Raw genomic sequence first — 1218 nt, forward strand, 5'->3', positions numbered from 1 at the left:
GCTGGTAACACTAGCTAATTGGTTTAATACAAATAAAATTCGTACGTTTGCCGGGCAAAAAGGTAGTGAGGATTTCTCGGAACAAGAGAGAAAAGAGTATGTGAAGCGAATTCGCATGATTTGTGATCTATTTGCTCAGCACAATATGTATATACTATTAGAAACACATCCAAATACGTTAACGGATACTTTGCCGTCTACTTTGAAATTGTTAGAAGAAGTAAATCATCCATATTTGAAAATAAACCTCGATTTCCTTCATATATGGGAGTCTGGTGCAGACCCTATAGATAGTTTCCAGCGACTAAAGCCGTGGATACAACATTACCATTTTAAGAATATATCATCAGCGGAGTATTTACACGTGTTTGAACCAAATAATGTATATGCCGCTGCTGGAAGTCGTATAGGAATGGTTCCGTTATTTGAAGGTATAGTAAATTATGATGAAATCATCCGGGAAGTGAGAGATACTGATCATTTTGCTTCGCTTGAATGGTTTGGGCATAATGCGAAAGATATATTAAAAGAAGAAATGAGAGCATTAACAAGTAGAAAATTAGAAGTAGTAACCTCATAAGATGAAATGATGTAAGAGTCTTGTTTAAGAGACTCTTTTTTTATGGAATAAATAACCAAAAATTACCATGTATTCAATTTCGGATTTGGTACAATTTAATATATATAAGGAGGTGATCGGTAATGGCTAGAAATCGTAACGCTAATCAATTAGCATCACATGGAGCACAAGCAGCTCTAGATCAAATGAAATATGAAATTGCACAAGAGTTTGGTGTACAGCTTGGGGCTGATACTTCTTCACGTGCAAACGGTTCTGTAGGCGGTGAAATTACAAAGCGCCTTGTAGCGATGGCAGAACAACAGCTTGGTGGCGGATATACTCGCTAAATGTAGAAGGTTATAGGAGAAAGGAAGGATTCTTCCTTTCTTTTTTATTTTCAATTAATTGGTATGGATATATTGTGAACAGGATTCAAAGAATAGGAGTAATGCTATATTTTCCCCAATTTCTTTTGTTGTAAATGGAAAGTAGTAAAGATGAAATAGCCCTGGTGGAATGTAAACATAATTTCCAGCAGGGCTATTACATGGTAAGAAATATATGATGAAAGGTTCCGAAATCAACATGTTAAAAAAAGAAAACTGTTGTTTAATTGCACTTGCATCAGTTCCACTTGTTATGACGTTAGGTAATTC

2 protein-coding genes and 1 pseudogene are annotated in these 1218 nt (G+C 35.4%); all 3 read left to right on the forward strand.

Features of this window, described 5'->3' with window-relative positions; genetic code table 11:
- A partial coding sequence (locus AC1DTM_RS27335) for a sugar phosphate isomerase/epimerase family protein (protein WP_477001362.1) occupies positions 1–580 on the forward strand: 580 nt, incomplete at its 5' end.
- A 122-nt stretch (positions 581–702) separates the two neighbouring features.
- A complete protein-coding gene (locus tag AC1DTM_RS27340; RefSeq protein ID WP_000113539.1) occupies positions 703–909 on the forward strand; it encodes an alpha/beta-type small acid-soluble spore protein in 207 nt (68 codons plus the stop codon).
- A 214-nt stretch (positions 910–1123) separates the two neighbouring features.
- Positions 1124–1218, forward strand: a pseudogene (locus AC1DTM_RS27345) (transporter); the annotation flags it as partial.

It is taken from the genome of Bacillus sp. P4_D3 (genome assembly GCF_056401855.1).

What these genes read in the sequence shown, in the direction of transcription:
- AC1DTM_RS27340 (WP_000113539.1), top strand. Translation starts at nt 703, where the DNA reads ATGGCTAGAAATCGTAACGCTAATCAATTAGCATCACATGGAGCACAA.